Consider the following 17,238-nt stretch of genomic DNA (forward strand, 5'->3'; position numbering starts at 1 on the left):
ATTTAACATATTGATCACCAACAAACTCAAGTTTTTTTTCTACTAATTGATATTTTTGAGATAAATTTTCCTTTAAAGATTTAAATTTATATTTACCGAATGTAGTACTAATAGCTAATAATTTTTCATCTTTTGAGAAAATGAGTAAAACGCTTTCTAAGCCGTCAATATCTAATTCATTGTTTTTGATGTAATACATAGGTCCGTTGGAATAAAAATTAGTATCATCAAAGTTTAAAGTATATTTTTCTTTAGCTTCTTTTAATGTTGTTTTATTAATTTCGAGACCAAATGGAGATGGATTAGCATATAGCAATGAACTATAAAAGAATACTATTAGTAAAACCAGTTTTTTCATTGTGATATTTCCTGTTTAGAATTTATGATTTATGAGCACAAGCATAGTATCACAATAATTAAGTACATTTATACGCTTAACTGATATATTACTAATAGGAAGTATTTACAAAATTGTCATCTATAAAATAAAAAATTATATTAAGTTAAATATTGATTATATTTAGTGCGCATAATGTATATTATGTTAAATATAGTTCATTATTACGAACTCAATTCTTCTTTTAAGAAGAACTGAATTATTCAGTAAATTTCGATTCTTAAACTATGACTATAATTATTTATTGGTTAATAAAATCAATTCACTTCCTGGTAATGGCATTTTTAAAATGTGATTTTTGATTTTACCCCAAACTTGCATTTCACAGGCTTTACAATTAAATTTCAGTATTAATTCTTCATTATTATTTTGTATTAATTTCATTGGTGTTACTTTTGTTTTCACACCTTGAATTCCTTTAGCCTGTTTAGGACACAAATTAAACGCAAATCTCAAACAATGTTTTGTAATCATTAATGGCGCATCATCTTTAACTTCATGTGCTTCAAAAGCACTTTCAATTAGTTTAACGCCATGCTGCGCATAAAATTCTCTAGCCTTATGATTATAAATATTTGCTAAGAAGCTTAAATGCTCTTCTGGATAAATTGGTGCAGGTTCCGTTTGTGGTTTACGTAACTTTCTATGGTAATGAGTTAGCCGTTCCAATGTTAACTTATCAACAATATCTCGTCGTAATTGATTTAATTGGCTACTTGGAATAAAAAATATCTCGTTCAAATTAACTTCTAAATCAGTAAGGTAATATATCGTTTGGCCAAGTTTAGATAAGCTATCTTTTATATTTTTGAGCGCTTTATCAGATTGTTCAGCTAATTCAAACTCACCTTTTAAAGCAATTTTTACACGACAGCCCTCTTCACTCGTTGCTATCAATTGAACAACATTTGATTGATTTATCAATTTAAATGCTATACCAATTCGACGACTACTCGATTCTTTTAATAAAACTTGTTGCCAATTGTGATCTAGGTTACGGTTAATTTGATAAGGTAATTTTAAGGAATGAAATACCTTAGGTAATTCATTAGGAAACACTCGATAATGATTATTAGCAATTTTTTCAACTTTATCAGCTCTAAAACCTACGATTTCACGCTTTACCAAGACGTTTAATCCATCACCATTAGTTAGAACTTTTTCAGATTTAATATCGATTGCTTGGTTAGTAACTTTCGTCATCTCACCGATAGGTAAACCAATAAATTTAGGAGAATCAAAAGCGCCAATATTGGATTGTCTACCCCGAACAAAATAATCAGTAGCACCTCGATGAAATGTTCTATTTGGATCTGGAGTGAATGAATGTTGAGTTCTACCACTTGATGCACTTACAAAATCATCCGATTTTTCTAAAATTTCATCTAGTTTTTTACGGTAAAAAGCAGTTATATTTTTTACATAACTTAAATCTTTATAACGCCCTTCTATTTTAAATGACCTAACTCCTGCTTGTATCAATTCGATTAAGTTTTCGGATTGATTATTATCTTTCATTGATAAAAGATGTTTTTCATAAGCAACAACACGACCTTGATCATCCTTTAATGTAAATGGTAAACGGCATGCTTGCGAACAATCACCTCGATTTGCACTTCTACCGGTTTGAGCATGAGAAATATAACATTGACCTGAAAATGCAACACATAAAGCCCCATGAATAAAAAATTCGATATTGGCATCTATTTGTTGATGAATATTCGCTATTTCAGTTAAGTTTAATTCTCGAGCTAAAACTATTTGTGAAAAACCAACATCAGAAAGAAATTTAGCTTTTTCTGGGGTTCGAATATCCATTTGCGTGCTAGCATGTAAATCTATCGGCGGAATATCCATGGCTAATATGCCCATATCTTGAACAATTAAGGCATCAACTCCCGCATCATATAATTGCCAGATCAATTGCTGAGCCATCTCAAGTTCATTATCGTGCAAAATAGTATTTAATGTGACAAAAACTTTGGCATAAAAACGATGCGCAAACTCAACTAATTCGGCGATATCACTGACTGAATTACCGGCATTATGACGGGCACCGAAATGCGGGCCTCCAATATAAACTGCATCAGCCCCATGTAAGATTGCTTGTTTGGCAATGTCTATATTTTTGGCTGGACTGAGTAATTCAAGTTTATTATTGATGGTTTGCAGGTACATATTAAATCTCTAGGAATGTTATCGATTGATAAAATAAATGGCAAATAGAATAATATTTGCCATTAAGGTTTCATTTGTTTATTAAGCCAATAATTAAAGTTTTATTAACCAATAAATGATTGGTTTCTTAAAGCTTCAATTCGTTTTTCCAACGGTGGGTGTGATAAGAATAGTTGCGAAAATCTGGCTTTCTTTTCACCATTGATGCAAAAAGCTAAAATTGACGCTTCTTCATTTGGTTCATGGCTTACTTTTAGTTTTTCTAATGCTGCAATCATTTTTGCAGAACCTACCAATTTTGCAGAACCTGCATCGGCATGGAATTCACGATAACGCGAGAACCACATTGCAACCATACTAGCTAAAATACCAAAGATAGTTTCAAATATCATTGCTATTACATAATAGGCTATATCTGCTAATGCTTCACTACGATCTTCTATCACTTTAGCAAACATTGATGCTATAATTCGTGAAATAAAGATAACGAAGGTATTTAATACACCTTGTAATAGTGCCATGGTCACCATATCACCATTTGCTACATGACTCATTTCATGACCAATTACCGCTTCTGCTTCATCTTGAGTCATTGCCGCTAATAATCCAGTACTTACCGCAACTAAAGAACGGTTTCTAGTCGCTCCTGTTGCAAAAGCATTAATATCATCTGCTTCATAAATTGCTACCGCTGGCATCTTTAATTTTAACTGTTCTGATTGGCGACGCACAACATCAAGTAACCACTGTTCTTGAGCATTACGAGGTTCTTTGATCACTTCGCCACCAACAGAACGTAGTGCCATTCGTTTTGATAAAAGAAGTGAAATAAATGAACCACCAAAACCAAAAATAGCTGCAAAAATAAGTAGTCCTAAGATACTATGGGCGTTAACCCCAAAAATACTCAAAATTATACCAAATACAAACATAACAGCTAAGTTAGTTAGAAGAAATAATCCAACTCGCATCATATACAAATTCCTCATTACTATGCTTAATTTAAATAATTTTATTCAAGAAAAAAATAAAATTTGATATATGATCGCAAAAATGTCGTTATCCTACAACTGATTTAAGTTCGAAATTAAAAGAAGAAAAATCAATTGATTAGTTAATAAACAGCAACAAACTTAATAAGTTTATATAATTGGAGGGTAATATTTTGGAGGAGACCCTATCAGCCACATCCCACACACATATTTTTTACTTTGGCTGCTTCCTTCCGGACCTGACCTGATGAGCAAAAAAATGTTGCAAGAGGACCCATAGAGCCTCCATTGAGGAGGAGTATTATGCTTGATTTAGCAATAAATTACAATAATTTTTTTAAAAAAAAAGTAAATACCTTTTTGTCTTGTAATAACAACAAAAAGGCTATTACTTATAAAAACAAATTGAAAAATTAATTATAAAGTTAAATTTTTCTCAATTCGTTCTCTGAATTTAATACCTGGTCTAAATGTGACAACTCGTCGAGCTGAGATATCAACACTCTCACCTGTTTTAGGATTACGACCTGGACGTGAATTTTTATCACGAACAGCAAAATTGCCGAAGCCAGAAAGTTTAACAGGTTCACCTTTTTCTAAAGCAACGCGAATCTCTTCAAAAAAGAGTTCAACAAGGACTTTAGCTTCTTGACGATCGATATCAAATTTATCGGCAAGACGATCTGCAATATCAGCTTTAGTTAATGTCATAATTATCATTCTCTTAATAGGGCATTGAAACGATTCTGTAAAGCAATAACACAATTGCTTACAATGTTTGTTATATCTTCTTCTTCCAGTGTACGTGATTTGTCTTGTAAAATCAAACTGATAGCAAGACTTTTTTGATCTTTATCAATTTTATCACCTTGATAAACATCAAACAAGTTAACTTTTACTAGTTGCTCACCACCAGCACGCTTACACTCAGAGATAATATCCGCTGCTGGAACTGTATTTGATACAACGACAGCTATATCACGTTTATTCGATGGATATTTAGATAACTCATGAGCAACAGGCACTTTTTTATCGTTAATTTTAGCTAAATTTATTTCAAAAACAAGCGTTTTACTATTTAAAGATAATTTTTTTTCAATTTCAGGGTGTAAAACACCAAAATTGCCGATAACTTCGCCATTGAAAAGGATTGCTGCACTTTGTCCAGGATGTAATGCATCAAGTTCAGAACGTTGATATTCAATATCATCAGAACAGCCTAAAAGAATAAATAACTGCTCTAAATCCCCTTTTACATCATAAAAATCGACATTTTGTTTAGGTAATGTCCAATGTTCTTCATATAAATTTCCAGTGACAACGCCGGATAACATTAATTCTTGGCGAACACCAAATTCACAGCTATCATCAGGTATAAATCGTAATCCAGTTTCGAATAATCGCATACGAGATTGTTGGCGATTTTGGTTATATAAAACTGCTTCTAACAAACCAGACCATAATGACAAACGCATAACCGACATTTCACTCGAAATTGGGTTTGGTAATGTAATCTGTGGTTGTTGTGGATGTAGTGCTTGCTGAATTTTAGGATCAACAAAACTATAAGTAACAGCCTCTTGATAGCCTTTGTCCACTAGTAGATTTTTTACTCTAGATAAGGAAATTTTATTTTCCGGTTTTGGTTTCATCACTGATTCAATTTTCATATTCACATTAGGAATATTGTTATAACCATAAATCCGTGCGACTTCTTCAACTAGATCTTCTTCAAGTTGTAAATCAAATCGCCAGCTAGGTGATTTAACCGTCCAACTATCATCATTATAAATAACTTCACAACCTAATCTTACAAGAATATCGGTAATCTTTTGAGTTTCAATGTGATAACCAATAATGCGATCAATTCTGTTTCGACGTAATTCAATTGTTGCTTGAGCTGGAAGCTCATTTTCATTCACAACTTCAGTAATAGGCCCTACTTCACCGCCACAGATTTCAACAATCAATTGAGTTGCTCTTTCGATTGCAGTTGATTGTAAATAAGGATCAACACCTCTTTCATAACGATGAGAAGCTTCAGTATGTAAACCATATTCACGTGCTTTTCCCGTTATTGCTAATGGAGAAAAGAACGCTGATTCAAGGAAAATATCTTTCGTTGATGCAGTTACACCTGATTTTTCACCGCCCATAATACCGGCGATTGCTAATGCTTTTTGCTGATCAGCTATGACTAATGTTTTTTCATCAAGCTTAACCTCATTGCCATTAAGTAAGACAATCTTTTCATCTTTATTGGCATAACGCACAACAATACCCTTGTCAATCTCAGCTAAGTCAAAAGCGTGCATTGGATGACCGAGTTCTAATAAAACGTAGTTAGTAATATCGACAATGGCATCAACAGAACGAATACCGCCTCTACGTAACTTCTCTTTCATCCATAACGGAGTTAAAGCATCAACTTTAACTTTTTTGATAATGCGCCCTAAATAACGAGGGGATGCTTTAGCTGCATCAACCTGAATAGGTAAAGTATCATTGATTGTATGAGTGATATTTTCAACTTTTAGTTCCTTCATTGGGATATTGTTTACAGCAGAAATATCTCTCGCTACACCTATGATACCAAAACAATCGGCACGATTTGGTGTAACGCTAATATCAATCATTACATCATCTAAATTTAAATATTGTCTTATATCTTGTCCTAAAGGGGCATTCTCTGGTAATTCAATAATTCCATTATGATCCTCAGAAATACCTAACTCAGAATAAGAACACAACATTCCTTCTGATGGTTCACCTCGAAGTTTTGCTGCTTTGATTTTAAAATCACCAGGTAATACAGCACCGATTGTTGCACAAGCTACGGTTAAACCTTGACGACAATTAGGTGCGCCACAAACAATATCCAATAATTCAGGTTTACCAATATCTACTTTGGTCACTCGCAATTTGTCAGCATTAGGATGTTGTTTACATTCAACAACTTTACCCACAACTACACCAGTAAAATCACCAGCAACTTTTTCAATATCATCTACTTCTAAACCAGCCATAGTTAACTGATCTGATAATTTATCGCTACTTATTTCTGGATTGATCCATTCACGTAGCCAACTTTCACTAAATTTCATGTTTTGATCTCCAGAACTAATTAAATTGCTTTAAAAAACGTAAATCATTTTCAAAGAAAGAACGCAAATCTGTGACGCCGTAACGTAACATGGTTAATCTTTCGATTCCCATTCCAAATGCAAAACCACAATACTCTTCAGGATCAATACCTACGTTACGTAACACATTTGGATGAACCATACCACAGCCTAAAACTTCTAGCCATTTACCATTTTTAGCTTTAATATCAACTTCGGCTGAAGGTTCAGTAAATGGAAAATATGCAGGTCTGAATCTTATTTCCATATTATCTTCAAAGAAGCAGTGAAGAAAATCATGTAATAGACCTTTTAAATGCGTAAAACTGATATCTTTATCTATTAATAACCCTTCCATTTGATGGAACATCGGGGTATGAGTTTGATCATAATCGTTACGGTAAGTTCTTCCTGGAGCAATAATTCGAATTGGTGGTTTTTGATTTTCCATGGTTCGAATTTGAACCGTTGAAGTTTGGGTACGTAATAAACGTTTTGCATCAAACCAAAATGTATCATGATCAGCACGAGCAGGATGATGTGCAGGAATATTTAAAGCATCAAAGTTATGGTAATCATCTTCTATTTCAGGTCCTGTTTCGACAGCAAAGCCTAATTCTCCAAAAAACTCAACCAAACGGTTAATAGTTTTAGTTACTGGATGTAATCCACCTAAATCAAGTGACTTGCCAGGAAGAGTAATATCAATGTTTTCATTTGCTAATTTTGCATTAAGAGCCTGACGCTCTAAAAAGTTACGTTTTTGATTTAATAACTCAACAACTTCTTGCTTTGCATCATTAATTTTCTGACCTACCGCTGGCCGTTGATCAGCTGGAACATCACGTAAAGACGCCATTTGCATGGTAAAATAGCCCTTTTTACCAAAATATTCCACTCGAATCTGTTCGATAGTATTAATATCATTAGCACTTTCAATAGCGGATTTGGCATTGCTTACCAGTTCAACTAATTGAGACATACAGTTCTCCTGCTTATTGTTTATTACATAAAAAAAGCCTCTCCTGAGGCTTTTATAATTATTTTTCGTTTCTCATTTGCCTCACAAACGAATAAGCTTACCGAAGCTAAAAAAGAAACGAAAAACAACTAAATTCATAATCGATCAACTCTTAAATATTGTTAAAACAATAAAAGCCGAGATAACTCGGCTCTTATAAAGCTATTAAAGTGCAGCTTTTGCTTTTTCAACTAATGCAGCGAATGCATTTTTATCGAATACTGCGATATCTGCAAGGATCTTACGATCGATTTCAATTGAAGCTTTCTTTAAACCATTGATAAAACGGCTGTAAGATAAACCACATTGACGAGCAGCAGCATTGATACGAACAATCCATAATTGACGGAATTGACGTTTACGTTGACGACGGTCACGATACGCATATTGTCCAGCTTTAATTACTGCTTGGAAAGCAACACGATATACGCGTGAACGAGCACCATAATACCCTTTTGCTTGTTTTAAAATTTTCTTGTGACGTGCACGAGCAATAACACCACGTTTAACACGAGCCATAAACTATATCCTCTAAATAATTAATCAATAAATTAAGCGTATGGAACACACGCCACTACTAAACCTAAATCGCCTTTTGACACAGTAGTCAAACCACGTAAATGACGTTTACGTTTAGTTGATTTTTTAGTTAGGATATGGCTCTTGTTAGCTTGCTTATGCTTAAAGCCACCAGATGCTGTTTTTTTAAAGCGCTTTGCTGCGCCTTTTACAGTTTTAATTTTAGGCATTTTATAAATTTCCACTTCGCATTGTTAATAAAAATAAAATAATGGTGTAATTATTAGTAAACTAAAAATTAGCTTGTTAAACCATTACTTCTTCTTCGGCGCTAGCACCATAATCATTTGACGACCTTCAATCTTAGTTGGATAAGATTCAATGATAGCCAAATCAGCTAAGTCTTCTTTAATGCGATCAAGCATTTCAGTACCTAACTGTTGGTGAGCCATTTCACGTCCACGAAAACGCAACGTAACTTTAGCTTTATCGCCATCTTCAAGAAAGCGTATCAGGCTGCGGAGTTTTACCTGATAGTCGCCTTCGTCTGTACCAGGTCGGAATTTAATTTCCTTAACCTGAACAACCTTTTGCTTCTTCTTCTGTTCTTTTGTTGCTTTACTCTTTTCATAGAGGAACTTGCCATAATCCATAATTCGACAAACAGGTGGCTCTGCATTAGGACTTATTTCAACTAAATCTAATGTTGCTTCCTCAGCTTGTTTTAAAGCTTCGTCTAAGCTAACAATGCCGAGCTGTTCACCATCGACGCCGGTTAACCTCACCTCGCGAGCGGTAATTTCATCGTTGATTTTGTGCGCGCGTGTTGACTGAATTCGTTTACTGACTTTAATATCTCATTCCTCCAAATTAATTTATCATTAATTCATTTGTTCTAATGAACGACTATGAATTTCATTAAGCAATAATTCTATAACATGTTTCACTTCAAAGCTACCAAGATCTTTACCTTGACGAGTTCGAACTGAAATTGTTCCTGATTCCATCTCTTTGTCTCCACAGACAAACATATAAGGAACGCGTTTTAGAGTATGCTCACGAATTTTAAACCCTATTTTCTCATTTCTCAAGTCCGCTTTTGCTCTAATTCCAACTTTTTGTAGTTGCTCGGTTAATTGTTTGGCATATTCGGCTTGATTATCAGTAATATTGATAACTGCTACTTGTAACGGCGCTAACCAAGTTGGGAAGAATCCAGCACAATCTTCGGTCAATATGCCCATGAAGCGTTCCATTGAACCAAGTATAGCTCGGTGAATCATAACAGGAACATGGCGTTCATTATCTTCACCAACATAAGTTGCATCTAATCGTTCTGGTAACATAAAGTCAAGTTGAACTGTACCACATTGCCATGCTCGACCTAAGCAATCATGTAAAGTAAACTCAATTTTTGGACCATAGAATGCCCCTTCACCAGGTAAATATTCAAATTCAATGCCATTTTCTTGCAAACATTCAGCTAAATCTTTTTCTGCTAAATCCCAAGTTTCATCCTTACCAATACGTTTTTCTGGACGAGTCGATAATTTAACCGTGATATCTTTAAAACCAAATGTACTATAAGTATCATAGACCATTTTGATACAGCTATTTACTTCACTTCGAATTTGCCCTTCGGTACAAAAGATATGGGCATCATCTTGAGTAAAACCACGCACACGCATTAATCCGTGCAAAGAACCTGAAGGTTCATTTCGATGACAACTACCAAATTCCGCCATACGTAATGGAAGATCACGATAAGATTTAAGACCTTGATTAAAAATTTGCACATGGCCAGGACAGTTCATTGGCTTAATACAATATTCACGATTTTCTGATGAAGTAACAAACATTAATTCTTTATAGTTACCCCAATGCCCTGTTTTTTCCCAAAGTACACGATCCATCATAAATGGACCTTTCACTTCTTGATAATCATATTCTTTCAGTTTGGTACGAACAAAAACTTCCAATTCACGGAAAATAATCCAACCATCATTATGCCAAAATACCATACCTGGTGCTTCTTCTTGCATATGATAAAGATCAAGTTGTTTACCAATTTTACGATGATCGCGTTTCGCCGCTTCTTCTAAAAATTGTAAATAACTGTCGAGTTGTTTTTTATCTGCCCATGCAGTTCCATAGATACGTTGTAACATTTTGTTGTCACTATTACCACGCCAATAAGCGCCAGCAACTTTTTGTAATTTAAAATGGTGACAAAAACGCATATTAGGAACATGAGGCCCACGACACATATCAATATATTCTTCATGATGATAAAGTGCTGGTGTAGAATCTTTAGGAATGTTTTCATCTAAAATAGCAATTTTATAAGGTTCGTGACGTTCCCAAAACACTTCTCTTGCACGTCCCCAACTCACTACTTCTTTTTTAACTTCATAATCTTTTTTAGCCAATTCATGCATGCGTTTTTCTAAAGCATCAAGATCTTCCTGAGTTAGAGAGTGATCTAAATCGACATCATAATAAAAGCCATTATCAATGGTAGGCCCGATAGCCATCTGAGTATTAGGCCATAATTGTTTGATAGCATGTCCTAATAAATGTGCACAAGAATGACGAATAATTTCAAGTCCATCTTCATCTTTGGCGGTAATAATAGATAACGTTGCATCATGCTCGATAACATCACACGCATCTTTACGTTCACCATTAACACGGCCTGCGATACAGGCTTTAGCAAGTCCTGCACCAATACTTTGTGCAACTTCTAATACAGTAACAGGTTTATCAAATTGACGTTGACTTCCATCAGGAAGAGTAATAATTGGCATAATAAATCCTTATAACAGTGGTGCGCCACACGAAAGCGCACATGCGTACATAAATAAATAGACGGAGTATACTATCACTTATCATAAGGATTTTAAATAGGCTTGAACTTGATTTAAAAATAGATTTATCTCTAGCGATTAAATACATCCTGTTTTAGTAACCACTAAAAACAGACAATAGCCTATTTTTAATTATTAATAGCCTTTTTAATGATTATTTTTAATTAGGAATCAATAAAACAATATTGTAATCAAATATAACAAGAATAGTTATGACCTAGCTATTATTCATTAATTAAAAAGCTAGGTATGAAAAGAGATTATAATTCGGCTATATATGCTTGCGGAATAATAGGCATAGGACCGCTTTGAGTACAAACATATGCGGCAATGTGATTTGCTTTACTATTAATTTCTTGTAATTGTTTGCCTTTTAAATATAGAACGCTACTTATTGCCATAAATGAATCACCGGCACCAACAGTATCGATTGGTGTGATTTTTTCAGCAGGACAATGATTCTGTTCATTTCGGGTAATAAGATGACTACCTTCACTACCACAGGTATAAATTAATAACTCAAGTTGATAATGTTGATTTAGATAATTGAAAAGCGCTTGTGGTTCAGCTTTTATCTTCAATAAATCAGCAACAATTGGTAATTCTTCATCATTTAACTTCAAAATATTGGCATGTTCAATGCAAAGAAGTAAAGTTGCGTGATTATAATGATTTTGACGTAAATTAATATCAACAATAATTTTGCTTCGTTGAGATCTATGGTTAATAATCTTTTGCAATAATTCATGATTATGTATATTACGTTGAATTAAACTGCCGAAATAGATTGCATCTAAATCATCTTGCTGGATAAGTTCTAATAGTTGATCTGTTAATTGAATATCATCCCAAGCTACAGGATTAACAATATCATAAGTGGGTTTACCGGCTGAATCTAATTTAACTAATACCGTTCCAGTTGGATAATTTGCAGATATTTGAATTTGTTGTGGGATTTGTAGTGTTTCAATCTGTTCACGTAATTCTCTACCATTGTCGTCATCGCCAATTGCAGAAACTAATATTGCATTTGCTCCAGCTGATTTAGCATGATAACAAAAGTTGGCGGCAGCTCCGCCAATCTTTTTCCCATTAGGTAAACAATCCCATAAAAATTCACCTATTGCAACAATCTTTATGTCATTCATCTTCGATTAACCCTTGTTTGACATCAATGTTTTTTTCCATACTATCGGCTTGCTTCTGCCAATCATCAAATTGACCATATGCAGTATAAATCGTTGAACCGGTAGGTAATTCTGGATACTCATTTTCACCATTAGTACCCCAATTAACCCAACCAGAATCTTTACGTTGAACAATTTGATAACGTCCGACAATATTACTCGTATACCAAACCATAGCATAACCTGATTCGGGATTTATTTCAGCCGTTTTATTTGCAGCAAGTGGAAAAATCGTTTGTTCTGGTACACTGTTAACATCCACATCTTTAGCAAATAACACTTCTTTGTTTCGAGAACTATTATGCACAACATGATGAGCTTTACGCAGAATGGTTTTGACGTGTGATTTTATTTCTTCATCACTTAAAATACCTTCTTTAACACAAAATAGTCGCCAAAAGAAATCCCAAGAAACTGCATTAATATTATCGCCAATTGACTCTCGATAGAGTCTTGCATTTTGTGGAAGTTGATCTAGTGGTTGCGATAAAATTCGATTAACTTCATCAGCTAAAATATTGGCATAAAGGTCACCTTGTCGATAAAATGTACCGCCGTAGCTAGCAAAACGAGAAAACACTACATTATTTTGACCACTTTCATACTCATCACCAACGGTGATCTTATTTATGACCGGCATACCATCAACAGAAGTTTCAAAATTATCAACATAATAAGTACGTCTAAACCATGGTGATTGATAGAAAAACTCCCACACAATTGAGAATGATTTATCATGCAGAGCAGGATCTAAGCCATTGGGAATTTTACCATTGAAACGATATCGACAATAGATTGGCCCTTCAACCTCTGTTTGACACTCTACGATGGTATGCTCAGGTGGATTAATTAAACCATTGGCAGGAGTAAAAAAGGGGCCATAAAAACCACCTATAGCATTAGAACAATCTTTAATCAAATTACGACCTTCTGCTTTAGCAGAGAAATAACGAATTCCCCATTTCCCATATGATGTCCCGTCTGCAGTACCACGACATAATTCTAAAATATAATGACCAGTATCCAGTCGTTTTACGCCATCATTCAAAGTAGGCGCTAGTTGCTTTATGCCATTTTCATTATCTACTGGTGTTTCCTCATCAAGATACAACGTATAATTTTCAACTAGCTGCTCTAAATTGGTTACTATAAAAGCGATTGAGCAAGCAATGATAAGTATATTGGTATCATCATAAGCGATATCAAACAATTGATGTGGTATAACTTTGCCTTGCTCATTAACTAGTTTTAATTTAGACGGATCTATTGGTTGTTCTTTGAAAAAAAGACGCGTGATTACCGGTTCATTATGTCGAGTAATACCATCTGGGTTATTTAACATCAAAGTACATTTTTTCATTTTATAGTCCTATTAATTAAATTGGTTATTATTCATATAATTTAAAAATATAAATTAGCTTGAATTAATTTGCTTTCTTGCGTTTTAGCATATCGACATAGACGGCTAAAAAAATGATTACGCCTTTTGCGACCAATTGCCAAAATGAATTAACACCCAATAAATTCAAACCATTATTAATAATGCCGATAACAATCACGCCTAAAATAGTGCCACTAATGCGACCTATTCCACCTGACATAGAAATACCACCAAGCACACAAGCTGCTATGGCATCCATTTCATACCCCTGCGCAACTGATGGTTGTCCTGAATACATTCTGGCTGCAAGCACTATTCCTGCGAAAGCAGCCAAAAAACCGGCAATGGTATATACAATGATTTCAACTCGTTTGATAGCAATACCTGATAATCTAGCTGCCTCACGGTTACCACCGAGAGCATAAATATAGGTACCTAAACGTGTTCGATTAACTACCACTAACATAACGACAATAAATACCAACATATAGATAACAGGGTATGGAATCATGCCTAAGTAACCAGTACCAATACTCGTAAAACTCTCATCAAAGATACGAATTGATTGCCCACCACTATAAATATAACCTACGCCACGAGCGATCATCATCATTGCCAATGTAACGATGAATGGTGGTATACCTGTATACGCAATAGCGGCACCATTTGCTGCACCACATAAAGTACCAATAAACAAACCCAACAAAATAGCAGGAACAATACCCATTTCACCGATTGAAATAAACCCAACCGTTAGTGTCCCCGCCATAGCGACTATCGAACCCACCGATAGATCAATACCACCCAATATGATAATTAATGTCATACCTAAGGCTAAACACATATTGGTGGATACTTGTCTTAACACTGAGAGCATATTTTCTTGGGAAAGAAATACCGGACTGGCAAAACTTAAAATGATACTAATTAATAGAAGCGCAATTAAAATTCCTATATTATTAGTAATAAAATTTTTGAAACTTCTAATAAGAATATTATTGGTTATTGTAGCGTGATGACGTCTCATATCATCTGATTGTTTCATTGATTGGCTAGCCATTTTAAGCTCTCCCTGTTGCTAATTTCATAATTTTTTCTTGTGTAAGTTCTGATTGAGATAGTTCACCTTGAATTTGTCCATTCGCGACGACACAAACACGATCACACATATTAATAATTTCTGGTAATTCTGAGGAAATCATAATAATAGCCATACCACTTGCACAAAGTTCATCGATAATTTGATAAATTTCAGCTTTAGCACCAATATCAATTCCTCGAGTAGGTTCGTCTAAAATGATGATTTTCGGTTTAGTTGCTAGCCACTTAGCTATTACAACTTTTTGTTGATTACCGCCACTAAGCTGACCAACAATTTTGTCAGCACCTGGGGTTTTTATATTGAGCTTATTAATATAGTATTGAATGATATCTTTCTGTTTTTGTTGATTAACGAAACAACCATGCATAAATTGTTTTAATACCGTTAATGTTAAATTGAAAGCAATGCTATTACCTAAAATAAGACCTTGTTTTTTCCTATCTTCAGGAACTAAGGCTATTCCTATATCAATAGCATCTTGCGGAGATTTGAGCTTAACAAGCTGATTGTCATAATAAATTTCACCACTATCATACTGGTCTGCACCAAAAACTGCTTGCATGATTTCACTTCTACCAGCTCCCATAAGACCGGCAAAACCTAAAATCTCTCCTTTCTTTAAATGAAAATTAACGTTATTAAATACTCCTTTTTTTGAAAGATTTTTAACTTCTAATAAACGTTCTCCATTTTGTTGATAGTGACGTTGATAATAATTATTTAAGTTACGCCCAACCATCAATTTGACTAATTCATCAATATTGGTTTGTTTTGTATTGACGGTATCTATATAACTACCATCTCTAATTACAGTTATTCTGTCTGTGATAGTAAATAACTCATCCATACGATGAGAAATATAAATAATACTTACGTTATGTTCGGTAAGCTTTTTAATCATAATAAAAAGCTGCTCAACTTCTTTATCAGTTAAAGAAGATGTTGGCTCATCCATGATCAAGATACGAACGTTAAATGAAATAGCTTTAACGATTTCGATAAGTTGTTGTTGTGCAATGGTTAACTCATGTACGGGCCGTAACACATCGATCGTTAACCCCATACTTTCCATCATTATTTTGGCTTTGGCGATCATTTGACGATGATCTTTAAAGCCTAAGCGTGTTCTCGGTTCACGACCTAAGAAAATATTTTCATATACACTAATATAAGGAACTAAGACAATTTCCTGATGAATAACATTAATTCCTCTTGCTTGAGCATCTTTAATACCATTAATTATCTCAGTCTTACCATTAATCTTAATTTCACCGGCATCTGGTTTATAGATGCCGCCGATAATTTTGATTAAGGTTGATTTGCCAGCACCATTTTCACCCAATAATCCATGAACTTCACATTGTTTAAGACTAAAGTGCATATCTTTTAACGCATGGACACCAGCAAATTTTTTTTCTATATGAGATAGTTGTAATGCAACTTGTTCCATATAAATATCACCTTATTGATTTCGATAGATATAACTTGATTAAAGTCAAAGATTACTGCCAGACTTTTACTCCATATTGATCAATCATTTCTTTGGTAATTGGAAAAGTTGGTACCAATATTTCTTTAGCAACGCTCTCTCCAGCTAGAACCTGTTTACCAACTTTGTAGGTTTCTTTAGCTAATTGAATTGGCGCTTGGGCTACAGTTAACGTTATATCGCCATCACTAAATGCTTTTTTACCATCAGGTGAACCATCAACAGTATAAACTTTAACATTTTTAAGTTTATTTGATGCTTTCAAAGCGACAACAACACCTAAAGCAGAGGGATCATTTACGGCAAAAAATGCTTGTAAATTAGGATGAGCTTGAATAATATCCTCGGCAATTGGCATGGTAACTTCTAAAGCACATTTACCATTTTGTTGAGACACGACGTCAAACTTACTTCTGTTTTCACCTAATCCGGCATAAAAACCATCAGCTCTTAAAACGCTAGCACGATTAAAAGGACAATCAATAACAGCAATTTTGGCACCATTAGGATAATCTTTAGCCATTTGTTGGCCATTAATTTTACCGGCCAAGAAATTATCTGAAGCCACTGTGCTAGCGACTAAATCATCATCACTAATAGGATTATCAATCACTACAACTGGAATCTGTTTTTGTTTTGCTGCCAATAATCCTTGGCGAATACCTTCTGAATCAACAGCGATTAAGTAAATAATGTCAACTTTCTGATTAATGACATCTTCCATCATTGAAATTTGTTTAGCTTGATCATATTGAGGATCGACAAGAATGTATTGATCACCATTTTGTTTGGCAATTTCAGAAAATGTATCGGATATTGCAGTAAAAAATGAATTGTTTAAAGTTGAAGTTATAAAAGCAAATTTGATAGGCTTTTTATCATCAGCATTTACAAGTTGAAAAGAACTTGTAAAAATAATAAATATAATTGTTAAAAACGATGTTATGAATTTTTTCATAATCTCACCTCAGATAATCTAGAGG

General features: G+C 34.2%; 15 protein-coding genes and 1 other RNA gene. All 16 read right to left on the reverse strand.

The features are described from left to right. A partial coding sequence (locus B6D18_RS10570) for a hypothetical protein (protein WP_086364412.1) occupies window positions 1-358 on the reverse strand: 358 nt, incomplete at its 3' end. Window positions 359-634: 276 nt separating this feature from the next. Next, window positions 635-2,569, reverse strand: coding sequence for a U32 family peptidase (locus B6D18_RS10575; RefSeq protein ID WP_086364421.1), 1,935 nt, complete (start codon window positions 2,567-2,569; stop codon window positions 635-637). A gap of 110 nt (window positions 2,570-2,679) precedes the next feature. Beyond that, window positions 2,680-3,549 (reverse strand): protease HtpX, encoded by an 870-nt coding sequence (gene htpX / locus B6D18_RS10580; protein WP_086364413.1) that lies wholly within the window; start codon window positions 3,547-3,549, stop codon window positions 2,680-2,682. Window positions 3,550-3,750: 201 nt separating this feature from the next. After that, window positions 3,751-3,846, reverse strand: an RNA gene (ffs, locus tag B6D18_RS10585) — signal recognition particle sRNA small type. Window positions 3,847-3,984: 138 nt separating this feature from the next. Then, a complete protein-coding gene (locus B6D18_RS10590; protein WP_034882129.1) occupies window positions 3,985-4,278 on the reverse strand; it encodes an integration host factor subunit alpha in 294 nt (97 codons plus the stop codon). A 5-nt stretch (window positions 4,279-4,283) separates the two neighbouring features. Continuing rightward, on the reverse strand, window positions 4,284-6,671 hold the full coding sequence (gene pheT / locus B6D18_RS10595) for a phenylalanine--tRNA ligase subunit beta (protein ID WP_086364414.1): 2,388 nt from the start codon (window positions 6,669-6,671) through the stop codon (window positions 4,284-4,286). 16 nt (window positions 6,672-6,687) lie between these two features. Beyond that, entirely contained in the window at window positions 6,688-7,671 is a 984-nt protein-coding gene (gene pheS / locus B6D18_RS10600) for a phenylalanine--tRNA ligase subunit alpha (RefSeq protein ID WP_086364415.1), read from the reverse strand. A gap of 204 nt (window positions 7,672-7,875) precedes the next feature. Further along, window positions 7,876-8,229, reverse strand: coding sequence for a 50S ribosomal protein L20 (rplT, locus tag B6D18_RS10605; RefSeq protein WP_024496189.1), 354 nt, complete (start codon window positions 8,227-8,229; stop codon window positions 7,876-7,878). Window positions 8,230-8,261: 32 nt separating this feature from the next. Next, window positions 8,262-8,459 carry a 50S ribosomal protein L35 gene (gene rpmI, locus B6D18_RS10610; protein WP_065557738.1) on the reverse strand — a complete coding sequence of 66 codons (198 nt, stop codon included), beginning with the start codon at window positions 8,457-8,459 and terminating at the stop codon, window positions 8,262-8,264. An 84-nt stretch (window positions 8,460-8,543) separates the two neighbouring features. Beyond that, a complete protein-coding gene (infC, locus tag B6D18_RS10615) occupies window positions 8,544-9,083 on the reverse strand; it encodes a translation initiation factor IF-3 (RefSeq protein WP_065612958.1) in 540 nt (179 codons plus the stop codon). Window positions 9,084-9,110: 27 nt separating this feature from the next. After that, the gene (gene thrS / locus B6D18_RS10620) at window positions 9,111-11,036 is read right to left on the reverse strand and encodes a threonine--tRNA ligase (protein ID WP_086364416.1); all 1,926 of its coding nucleotides are present in this window, start codon (window positions 11,034-11,036) and stop codon (window positions 9,111-9,113) included. A gap of 320 nt (window positions 11,037-11,356) precedes the next feature. Then, window positions 11,357-12,244 (reverse strand): carbohydrate kinase, encoded by an 888-nt coding sequence (locus B6D18_RS10625; protein ID WP_086364417.1) that lies wholly within the window; start codon window positions 12,242-12,244, stop codon window positions 11,357-11,359. Next, the gene (locus B6D18_RS10630) at window positions 12,237-13,643 is read right to left on the reverse strand and encodes a hypothetical protein (protein ID WP_086364418.1); all 1,407 of its coding nucleotides are present in this window, start codon (window positions 13,641-13,643) and stop codon (window positions 12,237-12,239) included. Before B6D18_RS10630 ends, B6D18_RS10625 begins: the two co-directional genes overlap by 8 nt. A gap of 64 nt (window positions 13,644-13,707) precedes the next feature. Beyond that, window positions 13,708-14,691, reverse strand: coding sequence for an ABC transporter permease (locus B6D18_RS10635; protein WP_086364422.1), 984 nt, complete (start codon window positions 14,689-14,691; stop codon window positions 13,708-13,710). Window positions 14,692-14,725: 34 nt separating this feature from the next. Next, window positions 14,726-16,216, reverse strand: a complete 1,491-nt coding sequence (locus tag B6D18_RS10640; protein WP_086364419.1) for a sugar ABC transporter ATP-binding protein — start codon at window positions 16,214-16,216, stop codon at window positions 14,726-14,728. A 52-nt stretch (window positions 16,217-16,268) separates the two neighbouring features. Beyond that, complete coding sequence (locus B6D18_RS10645; protein ID WP_086364420.1) at window positions 16,269-17,213, reverse strand: sugar ABC transporter substrate-binding protein; 945 nt, start codon at window positions 17,211-17,213, stop codon at window positions 16,269-16,271. Window positions 17,214-17,238 lie beyond the last annotated feature (25 nt).

This window comes from Gilliamella sp. A7, assembly GCF_002142015.1.
Classification (GTDB): Bacteria; Pseudomonadota; Gammaproteobacteria; order Enterobacterales; family Orbaceae; genus Gilliamella; species Gilliamella apis_A.

Coding starts and splice junctions, on each gene's coding strand:
- htpX (WP_086364413.1), bottom strand. CDS start 3,549: ATGATGCGAGTTGGATTATTTCTTCTAACTAACTTAGCTGTTATGTTT.
- B6D18_RS10590 (WP_034882129.1), bottom strand. CDS start 4,278: ATGACATTAACTAAAGCTGATATTGCAGATCGTCTTGCCGATAAATTT.
- pheT (WP_086364414.1), bottom strand. CDS start 6,671: ATGAAATTTAGTGAAAGTTGGCTACGTGAATGGATCAATCCAGAAATA.
- pheS (WP_086364415.1), bottom strand. CDS start 7,671: ATGTCTCAATTAGTTGAACTGGTAAGCAATGCCAAATCCGCTATTGAA.
- rplT (WP_024496189.1), bottom strand. CDS start 8,229: ATGGCTCGTGTTAAACGTGGTGTTATTGCTCGTGCACGTCACAAGAAA.
- rpmI (WP_065557738.1), bottom strand. CDS start 8,459: ATGCCTAAAATTAAAACTGTAAAAGGCGCAGCAAAGCGCTTTAAAAAA.
- thrS (WP_086364416.1), bottom strand. CDS start 11,036: ATGCCAATTATTACTCTTCCTGATGGAAGTCAACGTCAATTTGATAAA.
- B6D18_RS10625 (WP_086364417.1), bottom strand. CDS start 12,244: ATGAATGACATAAAGATTGTTGCAATAGGTGAATTTTTATGGGATTGT.
- B6D18_RS10630 (WP_086364418.1), bottom strand. CDS start 13,643: ATGAAAAAATGTACTTTGATGTTAAATAACCCAGATGGTATTACTCGA.
- B6D18_RS10635 (WP_086364422.1), bottom strand. CDS start 14,691: ATGAGACGTCATCACGCTACAATAACCAATAATATTCTTATTAGAAGT.
- B6D18_RS10640 (WP_086364419.1), bottom strand. CDS start 16,216: ATGGAACAAGTTGCATTACAACTATCTCATATAGAAAAAAAATTTGCT.
- B6D18_RS10645 (WP_086364420.1), bottom strand. CDS start 17,213: ATGAAAAAATTCATAACATCGTTTTTAACAATTATATTTATTATTTTT.